A 20,792-nucleotide genomic window follows, 5' to 3' on the forward strand; every position below is an offset into this window, starting at 1 on the left:
TGAAGTGCACCCGAAAAGTTAGACAAATTTAATTTAATTAATAATATGATGAGCTCGGTATTTAACCGGGCTCATTCCTTTTAGATTAAGTTTGATTCTGTCATTGTTATAATACCTGATATACTCTTTGATGTCTTTTCTAAGTTCTTCGATATCGTCATATTTATTCAGGTAGAATAATTCTGACTTTATTATACTGAAGAAGTTTTCAATAACGGCATTGTCCAGACAGTTGCCTTTCCTCGACATGCTTTGTGTTATTCCTTTTTCTTTTAACAGACTTTGGTATTTTTTCATCTGATATTGCCATCCCTGATCTGAATGCAGTATCAGCTTTGTGTTTCTTGTAGTCTTCTTAAAAGCACAGTTTAACATATCAGAGACCTGTTTGAAGTTAGGCGACTCTGAGATACTGTAACTAATGRTTTCGCCGTTAAAAAGCTCAATAATAGGCGACAAGTAAAGCTTTTTGTCTTTAACTTTAAATTCGGTAATGTCAGTAGCCCACTTCAGGTCAGGTTGGTTTGATTTGAAGTCTCGTTGGAGCAGGTTAGGTGCAATAGCGCCTATTTCCCCTCTGTAAGAACGATATTTCTTTCTGCGAATCAACGAACGCATCCCAAGTGAGCCCATTAGTTTAAAAACCGTTTTATGATTGATAATCATTCCCTCGTTCTTCATCTGCAAGGTTATTCTACGGTAACCATACCTTCCTTTATGCTGTTGATAAATATTCTTGATTTGTGCTTTAGCAACCTCATGCTTATTTAATACCGATTTAGTCTTAAGATGATAATAGTAACTGCTTCTGGCCATCTTTAAAATACCCAACAATATGTCTAATGGATATTTATGCCTTAACTCTTCAATGGCTAACGCTTTTTCTTTAGCATTTCTTTTGCTTGAGTTAAGGCTTCGAGCTTTTTTAGCAACTCGTTTTCGGCCTTTAGGTACAGGTTTTCTTTCTCCAGTTCTTCAAGCCTGGTAAGTGGTTGTGTTTTCTTATGAGGTTTATCCTTTTTCATGAGCTTGGGTCGTCCCCGTTGTTCTCGCAGGCCATCCAATCCTGATAACTCATAGCRTCTCACCCAGGATAGCACAATGCTTTCATTAGCTATCCCATAATGCGAACAGCAATCTCTCAAAGATAACCCTTCAGCATTATAACGCTCAACTACTTTTAACTTAAACTCTCTGGAATGATAAACTTTGGCTTTAGGTAGCAGCCCGACACTGCCAGAGATATTGTATTGATCTACCCATCTTGTCAATAAAGACCGCGATAAACCCCACTTAAATGCTACTGCTGTAAGAGAATCGCCCTCTAAATGTTCTTTAACAACTTCGACTTTAAAAGCCGCATCATACTTCTTGTTCATAAAAATGCCCCCAATAAGTGTCTAACTTTTTGGGGGCAGTGTAAAACACCGGCCTTTTTTTAATTATTTACTTAAATACATTGATTTATCCTTGTAAAGCTTGCGGAAGTATGGGTCTTCTAAATCCTTAATGAAACGAATGGCTTCACCTGTAGATTTCATTTCCGGACCTAACTCCTTTGCAACTTCAGGGAATTTCTCATAAGAGAAAACCGGCTCTTTAATCGCATAGCCTTTTAGTTTACGTTCGATTGTGAAATCTTTCAGTTTCGCTACACCTAACATAATTTTGGCCGCAATATTAATGTAAGGAACATCATAAGCTTTCGCTATAAATGGAACCGTACGTGAAGCTCTTGGATTTGCCTCGATTACATAAACCTTTTCATCTTTAATTGCGAACTGAATGTTCAACAAGCCGCGAACATCAAGTGCTTTTGCAATTTTAATGGAATATTCTTCCATAGCTTTTGTTACCTTTTCAGATAAACTAAAAGTTGGCAGAACCGCGAACGAATCGCCTGAGTGAATACCTGCAGGTTCAATGTGCTCCATCATACCTACAATATGTACATCATCGCCATCAGAAATCGAATCAGATTCTGCTTCTTCTGCCCTATCTAAAAAGTGGTCGATTAAGACACGGTTGCCCGGCAAATCACCCAATAATTTCACTACAGCTTTCTCGAGGTCTTCATCATTAATTACAATGCTCATGCCTTGTCCGCCGAGAACATAACTCGGACGAACCAACACCGGGTAACCAACTTCGTTTGCTACTACAATGGCTTCTTCAGCATTTTCAGCCACACCATATTTAGGATAAGGAATATTCAGCTCTTTTAATAAATCTGAAAAACGGCCACGGTCTTCGGCAATATCCATATTCTCGAAAGATGTTCCGATGATTTTGATGCCTTTCTCGGTTAGTTTTTCAGCCATTTTCAAAGCTGTTTGTCCACCCAACTGAACAATTACGCCAATCGGTTTTTCAAGCTCAATAATTTCACGAACATGTTCCCAGAAAACCGGCTCGAAGTATAATTTATCGGCCATGTTAAAATCTGTAGAAACCGTCTCAGGATTACAATTCACCATAATGGCTTCGAAACCTGATTCTTTGGCGGCAAGCAATCCGTGCACACAAGAGTAATCGAATTCGATACCCTGGCCGATACGGTTTGGTCCAGAGCCTAAAACAATAACTTTTTTACGGTCTGATGCTACCGATTCATTTTCTTCATCAAAAGAAGAATAATAATAAGGTGTTTGCGCCGGAAATTCAGCAGCACAGGTATCTACCATTTTGTAAACTCTGTTTATGCCTAAAGCCTTACGGCGATCATAAACTTCATCTTCGGTGACGTTGCCTAACAGCCACGCAATCTGAATGTCTGAAAATCCTTTAGTTTTCAGGGTGAAAAAGAAATCCTGGGGAATGTTATTTAAAGAATATCGCTTTAACTCAACTTCTAAGGCAACAAGTTCCTGAATTTGATTTAAAAACCACTTGTCAATTTTTGTAACCTTGCGGATGGATTCCAAAGGCACGCCCATCGTCATCGCATCTTTTATTAAAAACAGACGGTTCCATGAAGCATGCTCCAGGCCATCCATTATCTCATTAATGTTGCGGTTTTGTCTGCCATCGGCACCTAAACCCGCTCTGCCAATTTCTAAACTCTGACAAGCTTTTTGAAGCGCTTCGATGAAAGTACGGCCAATGGCCATTACCTCGCCAACCGATTTCATTTGCAAACCCAATTCTTTATTGGCGCCTTTAAATTTATCAAAATTCCAGCGTGGAATTTTTACGATAACGTAATCTAAAGTAGGCTCGAAATATGCTGATGTAGTTTTAGTAATTTGATTTTCGATTTCGTCAAGGTTGTAACCTATGGCAAGTTTCGCTGCAATTTTAGCAATTGGATAACCAGTTGCCTTACTTGCCAGGGCTGACGAACGCGAAACACGTGGGTTGATTTCGATGGCGATAATTTCATCATTTGCCGGATTTACCGAGAACTGAACATTACAACCTCCGGCGAAATTACCGATAGCACGCATCATTTTAATCGCCTGGTTACGCATATCCTGGTAACAACGGTCGGATAAGGTCATTGCTGGGGCAACCGTGATTGAATCACCGGTGTGGATACCCATTGGGTCGAAGTTTTCGATTGAGCAAATGATAATCACGTTATCATTGCTATCTCTCAACAACTCGAGCTCATATTCTTTCCAGCCTAAAACTGCTTTCTCTACTAAAACCTCGTGCGTAGGCGACGCTTCTAAACCACGTTTCAATGCGGCGTCGAACTCTTCTTTCTTGTGTACAAAACCACCGCCAGAACCACCCAAAGTGTATGATGGACGAATTACTAACGGATAACCAATTTCTTGTGCAGCTTCTTTACCTTCCAGAAAAGAGTTGGCAATTTTCGATTCCGCAACACCAACGCCAATATCAACCATTAACTGGCGGAAAGATTCGCGGTTCTCGGTTTTCTCAATTGCATCAACATCAACACCGATTACTTTAACACCATATTTTTCCCAAACGCCACGCTCTTCTGCTTCTTTACATAAGTTAAGCGCAGTTTGGCCGCCCATTGTTGGCAAAACAGCGTCAATTTTAGGCAAATCTGCCGAGTCGATATGCTCTTGCAAAATTACCTCAATTGAATCAACAGATAAAGGGCGAAGGTAAACATGGTCGCCGATTACTTTATCCGTCATAATCGTAGCCGGATTTGAGTTGATAATTGAAACAGTTATTCCTTCTTCTTTTAAGGATAACGCCGCTTGTGAACCCGAGTAGTCAAATTCGCAAGCCTGGCCAATAATAATTGGACCTGAACCGATAATCAATACTGAGCGTATGGAGGTGTCTTTAGGCATGATAAAGCTTAATACAATATTTAAATTTCTAAAGTGTTGGCCTGTTTTAAAGGCTAGAAGCAAGGAGGTTTTTTGCTTTAAAGAAGAAAATCCCAACTGTTCTGTCGGGATGCAAAGATACACCTTTAGAAGTATTTTGAGCCGTTTTTTTTCAAAATAAAAAAGAGGGTTGCTATAACCCTCTTTATAAACTTTTCTTTCGCTGATTTAGTTATTGCTGCAATTTTATTTCGCCTAAATCAGTGGTTGCGCTATCTTTCACTGCAACGTTTTCTATCGTTGCATCTTTATATGCTGCGTTACCTTTTATCCATACCTTGTAAACCCCTTCTTTAAGGTTGGTAAAGGCGAAACTGCCCTGGTTAAGTTCTGCCCTTAAAGTATCTGTACCTGCAACCAAAGCTACAGCAGAAACACCTGTGGCAGGCGTTACTTTACCAGTAATTCCACTGAGCCTTATGTTGGTAAATGAAAACACTACAAGTGAAATCATAACCATTGTGACTAAAATAATATTCAACTTTTTCATAACTCAATCTATTTTGACTAATTTTTTATCTACAGAAATTAATGCAACGTTAAATAGCGTTAAATATAAACGATTCATCGCCTGTAATGTTTCACAAATTGAACACAATTTAAGGTAGTGTACACCCATTTGTACAAAAAAACATAAGGGTAATACGCTTTTAAACCGATAAGGAGAGCACAATTTACTTAAAATACCAAGGTCCACCCGATCGAAGTCATGTTTACGTCACGAAATACTGATGTTCGCAGAATTGGCAATAATCTTGTAATAAGCTCAACGTATTTGCGTTTTGTAAATACTTTAGTTCAATCTAAAGCTTCCTCGCGGAGTAGTTAACCGCAACGAGGATTTCTTCATAAATAGTTTGTTTGGTTTATTATCCGGTCAGAGGAGCCCTCCTCGACCGGATTTTTTCTTTAATCTGCTTTTTGTTTATATTTTTGGTTTAATGACAATTGCCGCGAGCACATTTATTGAATTTTTAGCAGATCAGTTTGTGCATACAAGCTCGCTTGAATGGCTTGCTGTAATCGCCGGATTTGTCTGCATTTATCTTGCCGCAAAGGAGAGCATCTGGAACTGGCCCATATCGTTAATTAGTGTCACGGCATACGGCTTCCTTTTTTTTAAAGAAGCCATGTATGGCGACATGACCCTGCAAATTTATTTTCTCTTCACCGGTATTTATGGTTGGTATTTCTGGTTCAGGAAAAAAACCGAAAGGCAAAAACCCATTACCTTGCTAACGCGAAAAGGCTGGCTTGTTTCAATTGCATCAATAATTATCCTAAGCTTATTGCTGGGTTGGTTTATGGCAAGCTACACAAACAGCACAGTGCCTTATGCAGATGGCTTTTGCACGTCAGTTAGCTTTGTTGCGCAGATTTTACTTACCCGAAAAGTTCTGCAGAACTGGTTGTTGTGGGTCTTTGTTGATATCTGCTACATCCCATTATTTATTTACAAGCATTTAAATTTAAGTGCTGTTCTGTATTTCGTCCTTATCGCCATTGCGTATAAGGGATATTTAGATTGGAGAAAAACATATCGTGAGCAACTCAATTAAAAAAATTGCCATTGTTGGTCCGGAAAGCACCGGCAAATCAACCATGTCGCAACTTTTAGCGAAATATTATAAGGCTTCCTGGGTACCCGAATATGCCCGTTATTACTGCGAAAACCTGACTGCTCCATACACTTTACAAGATGAAGTAAATATGTATTATGGGCAAATTGCTTTGGAAGATGCCATACTGGTAACCACAGAAAGCGAATTTATAATTTGCGATACAACCTTTGTAACCGTGAAAATATGGAGCGATGAAATGCTCGGCGAAACACCGCAGGTGGTTTTAGATGCGCTACCAAAGAGACCTTACGATTTGTATCTGTTAATGGACATTGATTTGCCATGGCAGGATGATCCCTTACGCGATTTCCCTAACCAGAGGCAATATTTTATGGATGTTTGGCACAAGGAATTGAAAGCACTTAAGGCAAATTATAAGGTTGTTAGTGGCTTGGGCGAGGCTCGTGTGCAACATGCGATAGCGACAATTGACGAGTTTTTGGCTTCATAATTTTTTGAAAGCAATTGCAGCAAATCATGGCTGCCTTTGTTCCCGCCCACGCTTCTGCCCCAATGAAAAATTGGGGGCATCTCGCTGAGGTCGGGTTTAAATGGCCAAGACATCGGTAAAATTCAGGGTAAAATAAACCCGATTGCAACGGAAAACAAAAGCTTTTTCTGCTTTTTTTGGAGTGAAAAGCGGGACAAAACCCAACCGATGGTTACAGAAACCTGCTTTTCTAAATTTAAAAGCCGCGCAATATTTTTTCTGCCTTATTGTTAAATTATTTTCTACATTTGCCACATCATTAGGGGTGCCTTGTTTTAAATAACACAAAAACGGGCTGAGATCATACCCATTTTACGGTGAACGGTAAAAAGTGAAAGGTAATAGGTTTTGCATAAGCGAACCTAAACGCCAGGCTTTAAAACCCGAACCCTAAATGCACCTGATCCGGGTAATGCCGGCGTAGGGATTGGAGTTATGGAAGTTTAACTGAAATCGGGAATACCCCTATTTCCGATGGGTTTAACTAAAAACAATTAACATTGAAAAAATTACTTTTTGCGGTTCTGACTGCAATGATGCCATTCTTCGTTTTGGCACAAATTTCTGTAACGGGTAAAGTTACAGACAACAATCAAAAACCTTTGGCAGGCGCCACCGTTAGGGTAAAAAATCAAAAAACTGCCGTTCTTACTGATGCTGAAGGAAATTTTACGCTGGCAAATTTAGCTGGCGGTAATTACAATATCAGTGTAAGCTATCTGGGTTACCAGTCTGCCGAAAAATCAGCTCAACTTAATCAAAATCAAACGGTTAACTTTTCTCTGATTGCACAGGCCTTTTTGGCCGATGAGGTGATTGTTCGGGCCACAAGGGCAAATGAAAAATCGGCAACTACCTACAAGAATGTAACTAAAGCAGAAATTCAGGAAAATAATTTCGGGCAGGATTTACCTTTTATCTTGCAGAATACGCCTGGTGTGGTTGTTAATTCAGATGCAGGTGCGGGCGTGGGTTACACCGGTATTCGCATCCGCGGAAGCGATAATAGCCGGATAAATGTTACCGTAAATGGTATTCCGATTAACGATAGCGAAAGTCAGGGAACTTTTTATGTTAACATGCCTGATTTTGCTTCATCAGTGGATAACATTCAGATTCAAAGAGGTGTTGGTACATCAACAAACGGTGCGGGTGCTTTTGGCGCCAGTTTAAACATTCAAACTACGGCCAGTGAAATGGAGCCTTATGCAGAAGTAAACAGCACTTTCGGAAGTTTCGATACCTGGAAAAATACCGTAAAAGTTGGCACGGGCTTAATTAATAACCGGTTTAGTTTCGATGGCCGTTTATCGAGAATCAGTTCTGATGGCTATGTAGACAGAGGATCATCTCTGTTAAAATCTTATTTTATGTCTGGCGCTTACCACGGAAATAAAGATTTATTGAGGATAAACGTTTTCGCAGGTGCTGAAAAAACCTATCAGTCGTGGAATGGTATTCCTGAATCCCGACTGAATAACGATGTTGCAGGAATGCAGGCTTACATTGACAGAAATGGCTTAAGCCAGACAGATGCCGATAACCTTTTAAACGCTGGCAGAACTTACAACAGTTTCCTTTACAACAACCAAACAGACAATTACTGGCAAAATCATTATCAGTTGCTTTACGCAAGACAATTTTCTGATAAGTTTAGCTTTAACGGTGCTTTGCATTATACACAGGGCGAAGGCTATTACGAAGAATACAGGGTTCAGAATGATTTGGCAGATTACGGTTTGAAACCGGTAGTTATTGGTACCACAACAATTAGCGAAACCGATTTAATTCGCCGCCGCTGGTTGGATAACGATTTTTATGGGGTTACTTATGCGTTTAATTATGTGCCTCAAAAGAATTTAAATTTTACGCTGGGCGGTGCTTATAACGAATATAAGGGCGCTCACTTTGGCCAAATTATTTGGGCTCAATATGCATCAAACGGAGATATCGACAGACATTATTACGATAATGAAGGATTTAAAACAGATTTTAATACTTACGGAAAAGTAAATTACAGTCCGGTTGAAGCCCTAAGCTTATTTGCAGATTTGCAGTACCGCCGTGTTTACTACGATATTGCCGGAACAGAAAATAAACTGAACACCCTGGCGATTAATGAAACCCTGAATTTCTTTAACCCGAAGTTTGGCGCAACCTATTTTATCAATCCGGAAAGCAACGTATATGCTTCATTCAGTGTAGCCAATAAAGAGCCAAACCGCGATGATTACACCGACGCGGCCGTTGGTGTTTACCCGAAACCAGAGCGGCTAAATGATGTTGAGTTAGGTTATCGTTTTAAAAACAAACAGTTTAATTTAGGCGCAAACGCTTACGGCATGTTTTACAAAAACCAGCTGGTTGTAACCGGAAAAATAAACGATGTTGGTGGCAATTACCGTCAGAATGTTGACAGAAGTTACCGTTTGGGAATTGAGTTGGATGGTTCATACATTATTAACAGATCGTTTGTTTTAAATGCAAACGCGGCCTTAAGCAGAAATAAAATAAAAAACTTTACAGAGTATTATGACGATTACGATAACGGCGGACAAGTTGTAAACAACTATGCTTTAACGGATATTTCATATTCGCCGGCAGCCGTACTTTTTGGTGAGTTGGTTTACAAGCCAGTTGCAGGTTTTGCCCTGGCTTTACAGAGCAAATATGTAAGCAAGCAATACATGGATAATACCCAAAATAACGACAGAACAATTAACGGTTATTGGGTAAGCAATGCCCGTTTCGGTTACGATTTTAAATTTGCCGGTGTTAAAAATGTAAACCTGGGCTTCCTGGTAAACAACATTTTCGATAAAAAATATGAAAGTAATGGCTATACCTACGGCTACCTTTTAGGTGGGAGCAGGGTAACCGAAAATTTCTTCTATCCGCAGGCGGGTACTAACTTCTTGCTAAGCTTAAATGTTAAATTTTAGCAGCGAGGTAAAAGGTGCGTAACATCGATTTTATCCGGTTGGCGATATAAGATCACACAGATTGCAAGGTACAAAGCATGCTTAATTTTAAGTAATTGCTTCGTACCTTGCAATTACTTTTTTGGGCTTTAAAATTTGTAAACGAAAGCGTTTAAAACTGTGCTAATTCTTAAAAAACCATGGCATGAAATACATTGAAAAACTGCATTACATTACGCACGATATACCACATTTAACGCACATTGAGCAGGCACAAAACGCTTGCGAAGCCGGTGCAAAATGGGTTCAATACCGTTGTTTAAGTAAAGTTGACCATGAACTTCTAAATGATATTAATTCGATTGCTGAAATCTGTGATGACTGGGGAACAACACTTATTGTAACAAACCATATTCATTTAAATGGCAAAGCTGATATTCAAGGCTTTCATATTGAGGATATGAATGCGGATTTTACAGCGCTGCGCAAATTGGTTGGTAACGATATTACGCTTGGCGGTTCGGCAAATACACCTGAAAATTTGATTCGTATTGCGAAGGAAGGCGCAGATTACGCAGGATTAGGTCCTTATGCTTCATCAGAAACCAAACCGAATAACTATCCCTTAATTACTGTAGAAAAGTACAAAAGCATTATCGGAGTGTTGAGTGATCTGGAAATAAAAATGCCTGTTTTAGCTGTTGGCGGCATAAAAATTTATGATGTAAATGCCTTAATGCAAAGCGGAATTTATGGCGTTGCTGTTTCAGGTGCCATCAATTTTGCCGATGATTTTATTGGTGCTTATCAGGACTTTTATGACGCGGTTAAAGGATAATCTTACCACTTAGTTTTAAATTACTTCGGGACGTAAATTTTTGAATTTTGCAGTTTAAGCATTCAAAAAATTTAAAATCGTAATCCTAAAATCTTAATTTAACTTACCTTCGCATTATGTCTTCACACCATATCGTAAAAGAGAAACAAGAGCCGGCGTTATACATTGATGAACTTGGAAATTTTAATGAAGAACTGCTTGGGCAGCTTTTAGAGTGGAGTCCAACGCTTCTAGTTAACGGGGAAAATTATGATAAAATACGTTCGCTGGGCATTAAAGTTGATGTTTTGGTAAATGGCAAAGAGGCAGATACGCAGGAAGATACTAAGATTATCCAGGGCCCGGTAGATGCCCTTATGGTTGCCGTAAACCATCTTTATGAAGAGAAATTTCCGGCAGTAAACGTTATCACCAAAAAATTTGATTTAGAGAAATTTGCCGGTTTTGAAGACAAAATTAACCTTGTTGTTTTCACCGAAAAGGCGAAACATTATCCAATAAAATCTGGCTTTTCTGTGTGGAAACCTGCCGGAAGCGAATTTTTAATTCACGGCAACCGTTATCTTGAAGTTACAAACCTAACTCAAAATGAAGAAGAAGTTTTCATAGTAGTTAAAGATGGCTTTGTGGAATTTACCTTCTCAGGACAACCAGTTTATATAAGTGAACCACTATGATTACCCTAAGAAAAGCAAAAGAACAGGATGTAGAACTTATCCGCGATATCGCCTTAGCAACCTGGCCTTCAACATATCTGGAGCTCATCGGTCAGCAGCAAATCGATTATATGTTAGATAAAATGTATAACAGAGGTGAGTTGATTAAACAATTTATGGAGGGCCATACATTTCTGATTGCCGAAGAAGGTGAAAAACAGTACGGTTTTGCGGGCTACTCAATTGTTGGCCATGAAGAGCGTATTTACAAATTGCATAAACTCTATGTTTTACCAACCGCTCATGGAAAGGGAGTTGGCAAAATTTTAATTAATGAAGTTTTCAACCAAGTTAAAGAGGCTGGTGCTTCTGCCTTACAATTGAATGTAAACAAAAATAACAAGGCCAAAAATTTTTATTTGAAGGCAGGCTTTACGGTGAAAGAACCTGTTAAAATAGATATTGGTGGTGGCTATTTCATGGATGATTTCGTAATGGAATACAAGTTTTAACCACGCAACAAGAAAGCCATAGACTAACAGATTAAATTACGCAATCAGTTAATCTATGGCTTTTAATTAAAACATCCGTCATCCGCTACTATCGGATGGGCACAACAACAATTCTTTCTCGCTTTAAATTGTTGCCTCCTGCATGGCCATGTTTATCTGGCAATCTTATTGTTTCAACTTCGGTATTCTGGTCGGCGTATCTGTTCCGTTCACAATTGTAGTTGCACTCTTGGCAATCGCCTTAATTGTAGCCAATATGTTTTCTACATCCAGCGAGCTATATTCATCTTTCACGGTGTGGTACAATTTGTCGATGTCAATTTTATCAGTACTTATTGTGTGTGCCGGAACCCCTAAGGCTGCTAAAGTGGCATTATCACTTCTATAAAAAAGATTTTGATCTGGATATGGATCCGGATGGAAAGTAAACTCTGTTCCGGTTAAATTTTTCTGTAGAATTTTGCCAAAATCAGAACGTTCGTAACCAGTTATAAAGGCTGTGTTTTTGCCAAATTTAGAATCTTTTCCAATCATCTCAATGTTGAACATCGCAACAACATCATCAGGATTTAATTTCTCTGAAAAATACCTTGCTCCATAACCACCGATTTCTTCCGCAGTAAAAGCCACGAAAATTAAAGTACGTTCATTGTTTTTTTGCGTTTTATAATATTTAGCCAAGGCAATCATCGCTGTAGTACCAGAAGCATCATCATCTGCACCGTTTGCAATGCTATCACCATCTACAGATTTCGTAATCCCAAGGTGATCATAGTGACCAGAAAAAACTACCAGTTCTTTAGCTTTCGATTTGCCTGGAATCATACCTGCAACATTAAAAAGCGCCATTTTTTCTGATTTGCTTTTTACCTCGACATTAAATTCTTTTGCATCACTTACGCCTAAAACGAAAACCGTAGCATCCTGAGCAGGATTCTGCAATTCTTTCTCATCCACAATTGCCGGGCGAGCTGCAAAAGATTTGTACCGTTTAAAATCTGCGGCAAATTTATTATCAACCAAAACGATTTTTTTGGCGCCACGCCCAAGCATGCGGTATTGCTGTAAAAATGCTTTCGTGGTATCTAACTTAATGACCTCCGTACCCGTTTGGTTAAATTTAGCCGATACCGTTCTTCCAACCAGCAGAATATTTTCCTGGGGGATTGTTTTTCCATCAATTACAACTACTGCAGGCTCTGGTGTTAACTTATATTTGTAAAAAGTTTGGCGGAATGCTTGCTCGCCTGTTAATGGTTGCAGGCCAATTTTTTTAAACTCAGATTCGATAAAAGTAGCCGCTTTATCAATTCCTGGCGTAAACGTACCGCGACCTTCCATATCATCAGCACTTAAGGTTTTAATGAGGTGGTCTGTATATTCTCTTGTGATAATTTTATCAATTTTTTGAGCGTTTAATTGTAAAGTTGCCATGCCGGCCAACGCTAAAAAGAAAAGTTTTTTCATGTGTTAGTGTAATTTTTAGTTCTGCTAATTTAGTTTTTTTACTTAGATTATTGTTTGGTTTTAACCTGTGTACTCAACCACTTATCTCTAAAACTTTCCATTTCCCGGGTTAAACTTCCACCTGTCTTTTCAACAGATACAATTTCTAAAGCAGGGTTTTCCGTGAAGGTTAATCTTGTTGTTTTTGCTTCGCCACGGTAAGCGTAGGTTACGTCCACAACATCGCCCGGTTTGTGCGCTTCGGTTATTTTGTTTAATGCAGCCTGATCTTTTACCTCAACCCCATCCATTGTTAAAAGCACATCGCCAACATCTAACCCTGCAGCATATGCAGGCGTACCGCTTGTGGTTTGTGGTAAAACGGCTTTGCCATTTTCAAATGTTAAACGCATTAAACCCGTATAAGCTTTGCCCGGATTTGCTTTACGAAGTACAAAACCCGCGTTAAGTAAAAGCTTTGCATAATCATTCTTTTCCGTTCCGTAAATGTATCGTTTAAAAAAATCGGCAGCAAAAGCTGGATTTTTCGTTAACACCGCCAGTGTTTTTTCCAAATCTGGAACAGTATAAGCGATTTCTGGTTTTCCATAGGCCTTCCATAACGCCCGCATGTAATCATCAAGCGTTAACTTAAAATCAGCCCGAAGGCGAAGGTCTAAAGCCAGCGCTGTTGCCGCACCATAAGTGTAATAAGAAAGGAAAATATTTCCTTTATTAGTTTGATCTATCGCAACACCTGCATCTGCAAAAACAGCATAACGGCTTGCCTGGATTGGAGAAAAGTTTTTAGCGCCAGGAGAGCTTAAAACCGCATTAACTAATCCGCTAAAGGTTTGAGAAGCATTGTCTACTGTTTTAAAACCCGCCCGTGTTAACAGCAAAGCACCATAATATTGTGTAAAACCCTCGGCAAGCCAAAGTTCGTTACTCATGTTTGAGTGTGTGAAATTAAATGGCTCCAGGGTTTTTGGCCTAAGCCTTTCCACATTCCAGCTGTGAAAATATTCGTGTGAAAACGTACCCAATAAGCTTGATTCATAACCTTCAATCTTTGGTGTCCGCTGAACAATTGATGTCGAGTTTCTATGCTCCATACCATCGCCTGCATTGTCTGGATAAACATCCTGAAGGAAATAATAATTGCCATAATCATAGGCAGGGAATTCTCCCCAAACGGCCAAATGTTCATCGACCATTTTTTTAAGCATCACAGCATAATTGTCTACCGTTTGCTGATTATCGTTTGAGTGCGAAATCAAATGAATGGTTTGCATTTTACCATCCGTATTTTTAACCTGCCAGCTAGCCGTTTTATAGTTTGCAATTTCTGTAGGACTATCCATAAAATACTGCAGGTTCGATGCATAATAGGTATCATTGCCCATCGGTTTCAACTGCGTAGCTACTTTCCAGTTTTGTTTACCGCTGTAGTTAAATTTAACCAAACGGGCCCGGCTGTCCATCCCGACAGGAAAAGCAAAAGTTGCGGGAATGTTCATGTGTGCATGAGTTTCATCAAAACCGGCATAGGTGCCATCAATCCAATTACCAAAAATTGTGTAGGTAATTTTTACGCTCTTGCCGTGATTTGGAATTTCATAAACATCGCCGGCCGATTGATTTAAGAGCAGTTCTTTTCCTGAATCATCGAAAGCTTTAAGGCCATAAACATTTTTACCAAACTCATGTGTTGCATATCTTCCTGGCGATGAGCGGCTCATTCTAACCGTTAGTTTCCCGGCCGGCACGTTAGGAATTAACATGCTCACCTCAGCTTCATGATGAACAGCATTGGGAAATGAAACGGTATAATTTATTTCGTTTTGAGCAAAAACGCCCAACGACAAAAACATTGCCGCTGTGGCTCCAAGAATTTTCTTCATAAAAAGGATTTGATGGGCTTAAATTACAGAAAAAAGGCTAAGGAAATATATAAAAGGTGTTTGGTCTATCACGAAAATCAATTTCAGTTAAACCGGCCACGCCGTAAGGCCTGTTAATCTTTGTCCCAATCGTATTTTTCCAAATCACGGTAGGCTTTTCCTTTTATAATTTCTTTCCTTTTTGATGATTCTGAATCAACCTTAGTTTCATGTATATTATCCGCTACCTCAAACCTAAAATCTTTATCCTTTTTCGATTCGTAAATTGCAATTTCATCGCCATCAGCAATAACATAATCATAAGGACCACGGGCGCTCATAAGCTTTACAAAAACCGGCAAACATTCGAAAAAGATAAACAGCAACCCAATAAAAGTTACCGCTAAAGCGGTGTTGTTATCACTTGTTCCATCGGCGTTAAACTTCAGCTGTCCCAATGCCCAGTTTCTATCTGCAAAACCGGCTATGTTGGCCAAACTATCCAACTGTTTATCCGTAAAAATTTTGGCTGTGAAAAGGCCGTCAAATTGCTTCCGTTTATCGATAAAAGATTCTGCCTTATTAATACTCGCTTTTAGCGTATCTAATTCTGATGTGCGCTGCTGCAACTCTGCTTCCTTGCGCTTGGCAAAAGGGCCATAACCCAACACGCCTGAGGTTTCAGCTGTTTTATTTCCAAAAATTTCAAAATTCAGTTTTTGCCTGTCGGCCTTTATGCCTTTTTCCAGCGAATCTCTCGTCGCTTTTTGCTGATTTAACCTTCCGAATTCGACCTGATATTTATTTTCAAAGGCTTTATTGAGCGTATCAATTTTAGAGCGTTGCCCGTTGAGGTAACTTACCTTAAGCCGCTCTTTAATTTCTTTATCAAAAATTTTTAATTCGATGGGGCGGGAGATAACGATACCAATCATAATGGCCAGCAAAATACGTGGCGTAGCCTGTAAAATCTGTTTGTTAGTTGATGCACTTTTATTAATGCTGGAAACGATGTATCTGTCCATATTAAAAATTGCCGCACCCCATAAAAGGCCAAAAATGATTGCGAAAATAATCGCTAAATCATCGCCTTTAAAAACAAAGTACATTGCATAACCCCCAGATAGGGCAGCAAATAAACCTGTAAAAAAAATTGTGGCACCAATGCCTGTATATTTATTTTGTTCTGAAGAATACTTTTCCAGTGTCGGGATGTGGGCGCCAGAGCAAAACCAAAAAAATCGGTTTAGTTTATTCATGTGTTAATATTTATAATTAAACGCCTGACAAGGCAAGTTGTTACAGTTTCTTTGAAACTATTTTCAGTGCTTTTCCATCTAAAATTAATCTTAAAAAGCAATTTTACAGCAACTTACAAATATAACGAAGGCAATTTTCAATGAAATAAAATGCTGGGAGCCCGGTGTTAAAAAGTTTTAAATTGCTAATGATTTTAAATTCGATGCGCAACAATGCCTTGCTAACTGGTTAACTGTTTTTCGTATATTTGAAAAAATATATTTACATGAAAGAGATATCAGTACAAGAGCTAAAAGAGAAAATCGACAATAAAGAAGATTTTCAGTTGATTGATGTTCGGGAAACATTCGAATACGAAGTTTCTAATCTTGATGGAGAAAACATTCCACTAGGCGGAATTTTGATAGAAGCTGATAAAGTTGCTAAAGACAAGCCAGTAATTATGCAGTGCCGAAGTGGCAAAAGAAGTGCGGCAGCGGTTATGCAGCTTGAGGCACAGTACGGTTTTGATAACTTGTACAACTTAAAAGGCGGCATTTTGGCGTGGCAGGAAGCTTTTGACCCCAACATGCCCGTTTACTAGAAATAATAATTGAATTTTGAATGAACGGATAATTGCATTGACTAAGTGCAGATTAACATTCGCTCATTCAAAATTCCTCAATTGGCAATCAATAAATCTACCATTGTGGGTAAAAAATTCGCATTAAATATCTTTTACAACCTGGGCATTATACTTTCCATTTTTGGATTAATTTGGTGCTACAATAATGGCAAATACCTGCCGGCAGCGTTTCTTGTCGGAACCGCAGCTTGTCTTTTCTACTTTAAGATTCAACTGATGAAAGAAATCAGGAAATCGTATAAGGAAAAAGATCCTCAGTAACACCTTCCAAACCCAGTCCAGGCAAATTTTTTAAGGTATATTTTCCATTTTCGAAGGCAGGATTTTCGAAAGGATTATTTTTTGTTAACCAGGGCCCATCCAAATCGGCCCAGTTGCATAAAGGCGCAAGGGCGGCCGCAGCCAAGGTTGCGCAACTGGTTTCGCTCATACACCCGATTAAAACTTTCATCCCAAAAGAACGTGCTTTCAAAATCATTTGATGGCCTTCGTACATGCCGCAGCTTTTCATTAGCTTTACGTTTATTCCATGGTAAGCACCTTTCAGGCTATCCATATCTGCCAGCCGTTGTACAGCTTCATCGGCAAGCAAAGGAATCGGACTGCGTTCTGTTAACCAGGCATTGCCGTCCAGGTTAGCTTTATCCATCGGCTGCTCTATCAACACCACACCCTGCCCATGCAACCAGTAAATCAAATCAATTGCTTTAATCTTATCGGCCCAACCCTGGTTTGCGTCTACATAGAGCGGAACATTAGTCATGCTGCGAATGGTTTCAATAATCTCCTTGTCGTTATCCCGGCCGAGCTTAACTTTTATAACCTTAAAGGCTTCTGCATCCTTTAATTTTTCGCGGATAACTTCTGGCGTATCAATACCGATTGTATAAGAAGTTACAGGCATTTCCGCCGGCTCTGCGCCATAAATCTCGTAGCAGGGCTTATTTAAAATTTTTCCATTAATATCATTCAAAGCAATATCTATAGCCGCCTTAATAGCGGGCTGCCCAGGGGCCAGGCTGTCCAGGTAAGCAATAATCTCTTTAAAATTGAACGGATGTTTAAATTTACTCCAATCAACTAGCTTTAAAAATGCATTAGCACTTTCGTAGCTTTCACCCATATATGGTACCATCGAAGCTTCACCATAGCCGGTAACACCTTCATACTGTGATTTTAATAGCATCAGCGGGGTACTGGTGCGGGTAAATTTCGATATTGAAAAAGGGTGTTTTAACTCTAATTCAAACTGCTTGCAACTAATTTTCATTATCAATCGTCTACTAAATAAATAAGGCAAATTTGGCCTTCACAAATTATATTTGTTTAACGCAAACCACTCCTGCCATGAAAAACATTTCAAGATTACGGTATTTTATTTATTTATCCTTTATAATTATTGGAGGATGTACCACAGGAAAAAAAGCCTTGCAAAAAGGTGATTATGATGCTTCGGTTTCTAAAGCTGTTAGTCGCTTACAGAATTCGCCTAAAAACGGCGAAGCATTACAGGTTTTATCAACGGCGTATAATTTAGCCTTGCAGGATCACCTAAGGAAAATTGATGAGGCAAAAATTTCTAATGATTTATTCAGATGGGAGTCGATAATGTACGATTACCAAAAAATTAACCAGCTTGCTGATGATATTAACAGCTGCCCCGCATGTTTAACCATGGTTTCAAATCCTGCCAAATATGTAAAAGAATTGGCCGATAGCAAATTCAATGCAGCCATGGCCAGGTATAATTCGGGTGTAGCATTCTTAAATGCAAACAACCGCCAGTCGGCTAAAAAAGCTTACTACGAATTTGAAAAAGTACAAAATCTGGCCCCAAATTATAAAGATGTAAAAGCAAAAATGGACGAAGCTTACTGGGCCGCTGTAACCAGAGTGGTGGTTCAGCCGATCTACGTTAACAGTGGCTTATACAAGCTAAGTGGCGACTATTTTCAAGAACAAATTGATCAGTTTATTGGCAACTATTCGCGAAATAAGTTTGTTCTTTTCTATTCGGAGGAACAAGCTACCAGTAAGAAGGTTGTTCCAGACCAGGTGCTGAGCTTAAACTTTGACGACTTTGTTGTTGGCCAGACTTATGTTAAAGAACGGGTAGAAAGGCTAAAAAGAGATAGTGTGGTTATTGGCGAAACAAGAGAACGTAAACCGGTTTACGGAACGGTAAAGGCCAGTTTGAGTATTTTTGAGAAAAATATTTCTTCATCCGGCTTATTGGATATGACCATTACCGATTGGCAAAGTAAAAAGATAGTTCGCCAGCAAAAATTTCCAGGCACTTATGTATGGAGCGATAGCTGGGCAAGTTATAAAGGTGATGACAGAGCATTAAACAAGCAGCAGTTAGCAATGACGAGAAGACGAGAGGTTTTGCCGCCACCACCAACAACCTTATTTCTTGAATTCACGAAGCCTATTTACAGTCAGCTGGTAGACGACATCAGTTACTACTATAATAATTACTAGCATGAATTCCTCGTGATTGCGATGCATGAAGCAATATTTCAAAAGAAAGGTTGTTAAGTGTTTCGCAATCCCGAACTTTTTTAAAAAAGCATCCTTTGTTGTAATCGCAACGTTAAAATAAAATATCGCTGCAAAGCCATAAAAATATAATGGCTAATATTGCATCGATGAATACCGGTTTATATAATCCTTTCCAGGGTTTCGATTTTTTATACAAGAAATGTTTTCTGAGCGGCAACACCTTCAATTCCCCGGTTTTGCAGGTACCTTTAATTCCTAAATGGCTGCTAAAACAAGCGGGTTTAAGCGGCGAAGAGCAAATTCAGTTTCTTGATGAAAGTATCCGCTCCTACAATACCCTGGTTATTCCGGTAAACAGCGAAGTAAATACACAGTTTTTAAATCCTTTGGAGGCAAAAATTGAGCAGGCTTTTGAAGCTGGATTTGATGCCGTTTCAACATTGCCAGAACTTGACTTGTTCAACTGGATTGGTAAGTTTTTATATGGCTTTGTGTACATCGAAATGCATTCTGCCTTGCGCAAAGAAATGACAGCAGATGGTTTAAATATGTCTCAATCTTTAATGATGAAATTTGCCAACCTGAATTTCATGATGCAAAACTTATACACGAATTTAGAATTTGAGGATTTTACACCATGGTCTATAATCGTGGTAAAACTCGAAGATGAAGCAACGCCATTTAGTTTTCGCGATGAGATAAACACGCTTACCTTTTCGTTAAAAATGAAGAATTTTGGGATTATTGCCTGCTTACAGGATAATGGAACCAACAAACGTTACCATCAGGAAATAATTGACGAAGTTAAAGGAAAAGCTTTAAGCGCAGAACAGTTTGAGGAGTTAACCGCCAGGTTTTACTATTCTGCTTACCTTTTTAACAGATTGCCCGAATACACTTTTATGCCTGTAGAAGGTACAACCTATATAGAAGCAATGCCTCTTCGCGGAAATATGAGCAAACCGCTTTTCGATGTTTGGCAACATAAAATTTATGCCCAGGTTTTGGAAAACTTCTGGAAACCCTGGGGCTATGTTAAGTTCGAAATTATTAAGAACCCTGATGAGCCGATGAGCTTTTTTGAAAAGCCCTGTTTACCTGCCGCCGGTTAAAGCGGTGATAAAATTCTGGATGATGCCTGGCACAAATATAATGGTGAAAATCAGCCCTGTTAAAGCGCCGTAGAAATGCGCATCATGGTTTATGCCATCTCTGGAGTTTTTTGATGCATACGCACAGTAAATCAAATAAAGAAAGCCAAAAATATAAGCCGGAATATCAAAAGGTATAAATAAAATTCTGATTCCTGAGGTTGGATTGAAGAGTATAAAACTAAAAAGTACGCCGCTTATTGCACCCGAAGCGCCCAGACTATTGTAGTTAAAGCTATCTTTATATTTATACACTGTAGGGATGTCGCTCAGAATTAAGCAAACAAAATAAAGTAAGCCGAATCGCCAGCTTCCCATCATCGCTTCCAGTGTAAAAGCGAAGGCATAGAAGGTAAACATGTTAAACGCCAGGTGCATCCAATCTGCATGGATTAGCCCGCTCGTAATTAAAGTGAAAACATTTTTACCCTTTGCAACGCTGTATGGATGCAGCATAAACTTCCCATAAAGGCTGTTATCGTAAAATGCATAAAGACTTGTAATAATGGTGAAAACAAAAATAAGTGAGGCAACTGGCGCCACGTTAAAAAATTCCATTTAAGT

Annotated in this window: 18 protein-coding genes, 1 pseudogene and 1 riboswitch; of the genes and pseudogenes, 10 read left to right on the plus strand and 9 right to left on the minus strand. The window is 39.1% G+C overall.

The genetic code is table 11. The features are described 5' to 3' along the window. Window positions 1–33: 33 nt before the first annotated feature. From ASG14_RS00005 to ASG14_RS00020, 4 genes and pseudogenes are all read right to left on the minus strand, one after another. Window positions 34–879: pseudogene (locus tag ASG14_RS00005) on the minus strand (IS3 family transposase); the annotation flags it as partial. Continuing rightward, window positions 873–1,379 (minus strand): helix-turn-helix domain-containing protein, encoded by a 507-nt coding sequence (locus tag ASG14_RS00010; protein ID WP_056869032.1) that lies wholly within the window; start codon window positions 1,377–1,379, stop codon window positions 873–875. The gene ASG14_RS00010 and the pseudogene ASG14_RS00005, both read right to left, overlap by 7 nt. A gap of 63 nt (window positions 1,380–1,442) precedes the next feature. Beyond that, window positions 1,443–4,280, minus strand: a complete 2,838-nt coding sequence (gene carB, locus ASG14_RS00015; protein ID WP_056870172.1) for a carbamoyl-phosphate synthase large subunit — start codon at window positions 4,278–4,280, stop codon at window positions 1,443–1,445. Window positions 4,281–4,491: 211 nt separating this feature from the next. Continuing rightward, complete coding sequence (locus tag ASG14_RS00020) at window positions 4,492–4,809, minus strand: hypothetical protein (RefSeq protein ID WP_056869033.1); 318 nt, start codon at window positions 4,807–4,809, stop codon at window positions 4,492–4,494. Window positions 4,810–5,260: 451 nt separating this feature from the next. Here ASG14_RS00020 and pnuC point away from each other — a divergent pair, with 451 nt between their 5' ends. From pnuC to ASG14_RS00055, 6 genes are all read left to right on the plus strand, one after another. Further along, the gene (pnuC, locus tag ASG14_RS00025) at window positions 5,261–5,878 is read left to right on the plus strand and encodes a nicotinamide riboside transporter PnuC (protein WP_056869034.1); all 618 of its coding nucleotides are present in this window, start codon (window positions 5,261–5,263) and stop codon (window positions 5,876–5,878) included. Continuing rightward, window positions 5,862–6,392: an AAA family ATPase gene (locus ASG14_RS00030; RefSeq protein ID WP_056869035.1), complete on the plus strand. Its 531-nt coding sequence runs from the start codon at window positions 5,862–5,864 to the stop codon at window positions 6,390–6,392. The genes pnuC and ASG14_RS00030 overlap by 17 nt, the downstream gene beginning before the upstream one ends. 290 nt (window positions 6,393–6,682) lie before the next feature. Then, window positions 6,683–6,875: riboswitch (TPP riboswitch) on the plus strand. 56 nt (window positions 6,876–6,931) lie between these two features. Continuing rightward, on the plus strand, window positions 6,932–9,373 hold the full coding sequence (locus ASG14_RS00040) for a TonB-dependent receptor (RefSeq protein WP_369817205.1): 2,442 nt from the start codon (window positions 6,932–6,934) through the stop codon (window positions 9,371–9,373). A 184-nt stretch (window positions 9,374–9,557) separates the two neighbouring features. Beyond that, window positions 9,558–10,190 (plus strand): thiamine phosphate synthase, encoded by a 633-nt coding sequence (locus tag ASG14_RS00045; protein WP_056869038.1) that lies wholly within the window; start codon window positions 9,558–9,560, stop codon window positions 10,188–10,190. A gap of 116 nt (window positions 10,191–10,306) precedes the next feature. Next, a complete protein-coding gene (locus tag ASG14_RS00050) occupies window positions 10,307–10,867 on the plus strand; it encodes a hypothetical protein (protein WP_056869039.1) in 561 nt (186 codons plus the stop codon). Continuing rightward, a complete protein-coding gene (locus ASG14_RS00055) occupies window positions 10,864–11,358 on the plus strand; it encodes a GNAT family N-acetyltransferase (RefSeq protein WP_056869040.1) in 495 nt (164 codons plus the stop codon). The genes ASG14_RS00050 and ASG14_RS00055 overlap by 4 nt, the downstream gene beginning before the upstream one ends. A gap of 165 nt (window positions 11,359–11,523) precedes the next feature. Here the strand turns inward: ASG14_RS00055 and ASG14_RS00060 are convergent, their stop codons facing one another. The 3 genes from ASG14_RS00060 to ASG14_RS00070 form a co-directional block, all read right to left on the minus strand. Continuing rightward, on the minus strand, window positions 11,524–12,825 hold the full coding sequence (locus tag ASG14_RS00060; protein ID WP_056869041.1) for a M20/M25/M40 family metallo-hydrolase: 1,302 nt from the start codon (window positions 12,823–12,825) through the stop codon (window positions 11,524–11,526). Between the two features lie 47 nt (window positions 12,826–12,872). Beyond that, on the minus strand, window positions 12,873–14,708 hold the full coding sequence (locus ASG14_RS00065) for a M61 family metallopeptidase (protein ID WP_056869042.1): 1,836 nt from the start codon (window positions 14,706–14,708) through the stop codon (window positions 12,873–12,875). 113 nt (window positions 14,709–14,821) lie between these two features. Further along, window positions 14,822–15,946 (minus strand): DUF4407 domain-containing protein, encoded by a 1,125-nt coding sequence (locus tag ASG14_RS00070; protein ID WP_056869043.1) that lies wholly within the window; start codon window positions 15,944–15,946, stop codon window positions 14,822–14,824. A 266-nt stretch (window positions 15,947–16,212) separates the two neighbouring features. Between ASG14_RS00070 and ASG14_RS00075 the strand changes: the two genes are divergently transcribed. Together ASG14_RS00075 and ASG14_RS00080 are read left to right on the plus strand one after the other, a co-directional pair. Further along, window positions 16,213–16,530: a rhodanese-like domain-containing protein gene (locus ASG14_RS00075; protein WP_056093557.1), complete on the plus strand. Its 318-nt coding sequence runs from the start codon at window positions 16,213–16,215 to the stop codon at window positions 16,528–16,530. 81 nt (window positions 16,531–16,611) lie between these two features. Then, window positions 16,612–16,833 (plus strand): DUF6358 family protein, encoded by a 222-nt coding sequence (locus ASG14_RS00080; RefSeq protein WP_235528467.1) that lies wholly within the window; start codon window positions 16,612–16,614, stop codon window positions 16,831–16,833. Here ASG14_RS00080 and ASG14_RS00085 read toward each other — a convergent pair. Beyond that, entirely contained in the window at window positions 16,799–17,842 is a 1,044-nt protein-coding gene (locus tag ASG14_RS00085) for a dipeptide epimerase (RefSeq protein ID WP_056869044.1), read from the minus strand. The genes ASG14_RS00080 and ASG14_RS00085 overlap by 35 nt on opposite strands. Before the next feature lie 77 nt (window positions 17,843–17,919). Here ASG14_RS00085 and ASG14_RS00090 point away from each other — a divergent pair, with 77 nt between their 5' ends. Both ASG14_RS00090 and ASG14_RS00095 read left to right on the plus strand, forming a co-directional pair. After that, window positions 17,920–19,056: a hypothetical protein gene (locus tag ASG14_RS00090; protein WP_056869045.1), complete on the plus strand. Its 1,137-nt coding sequence runs from the start codon at window positions 17,920–17,922 to the stop codon at window positions 19,054–19,056. 149 nt (window positions 19,057–19,205) lie between these two features. Then, window positions 19,206–20,189 (plus strand): hypothetical protein, encoded by a 984-nt coding sequence (locus tag ASG14_RS00095; RefSeq protein ID WP_082491266.1) that lies wholly within the window; start codon window positions 19,206–19,208, stop codon window positions 20,187–20,189. Here the strand turns inward: ASG14_RS00095 and ASG14_RS00100 are convergent. Then, the gene (locus ASG14_RS00100) at window positions 20,172–20,786 is read right to left on the minus strand and encodes a rhomboid family intramembrane serine protease (protein WP_056869047.1); all 615 of its coding nucleotides are present in this window, start codon (window positions 20,784–20,786) and stop codon (window positions 20,172–20,174) included. The two genes, ASG14_RS00095 and ASG14_RS00100, sit on opposite strands and share 18 nt — an antisense overlap. Window positions 20,787–20,792: the final 6 nt, after the last annotated feature.

The organism is Pedobacter sp. Leaf194 (genome assembly GCF_001423945.1).
Lineage (GTDB): Bacteria > Bacteroidota > Bacteroidia > Sphingobacteriales > Sphingobacteriaceae > Pedobacter.